1 protein-coding gene is annotated in these 719 nt (G+C 69.1%); it reads left to right on the top strand.

All coding sequences use genetic code 11. The features are described from left to right. Positions 1–681: hypothetical protein (locus CJ301_RS18060; RefSeq protein WP_162620624.1), on the top strand; the 681-nt coding region annotated here is incomplete at its 5' end. Positions 682–719 lie beyond the last annotated feature (38 nt).

Here is a 719-nt window from a genome sequence, read left to right as displayed (position 1 = left end):
GGGGCGCTCTCGGCGATGCATGCCGGGCGCGACGAGACGGGCCGCCTGCGCGATCCGCAGTCGGCCGCTACCGGTGTGATTGCCTACAACATCCGCGACGACAGCCGCACCACGCTGATCGACTCGCTTGGCTGCCCCGAGCCGCTGATCCTGCACGACATGGCGGGCGGCTCGCTCGCGGATATGCAGCGCCTGTTCGATGACCGCGACGGGCTGCACAACTTCCTGCGCACGGCCGAGCGCCTGGAGATCACGCTGGCCTTCTTCCACATGATCACGCCGGATCGGGGCAGCGTGGAGTCGATCGCGATCCATATGGAGCTGAGCGCCCCCTACAGGGGCAGCGCGCTCGACATCCGCCACGTGGCCATCCTCAACCGCCGCGCCGCACCGCGCGATGCCGACTTTCCGGTGTGGTTCGGAGATCGCGACCCCGCGGGCGTGCCGTTCGGCGGCCGGACGCGGGCACGGTTCCTGGAAGCGGGCGGAATCGAGATGAGCTTGCCGGCGATCGAGGCGCGCACCGCCGAACTGGTCAAACGCCTGCAGATCCCCTGGCGGCAGGCGGTGCGCGACCCGCGCCTGCAGCTGACCGATCAGCAGCGGGTGCTGAACTTTCTCGAGCAGTTCGAGGCGCAGATGCCCGAGGGCCTGCGGGATCTGGCGGGGCTGCCCGCATGACACAGGAAGGAGACAAGAGCATGGCCGTGAAGGTCGAC

Source organism: Limimaricola cinnabarinus, from assembly GCF_002723615.1.
Lineage (GTDB): Bacteria > Pseudomonadota > Alphaproteobacteria > Rhodobacterales > Rhodobacteraceae > Limimaricola > Limimaricola cinnabarinus_B.
Note: the sequence above shows the minus strand (reverse complement) of the source record. Positions and strands in the feature narration are given on the sequence as shown.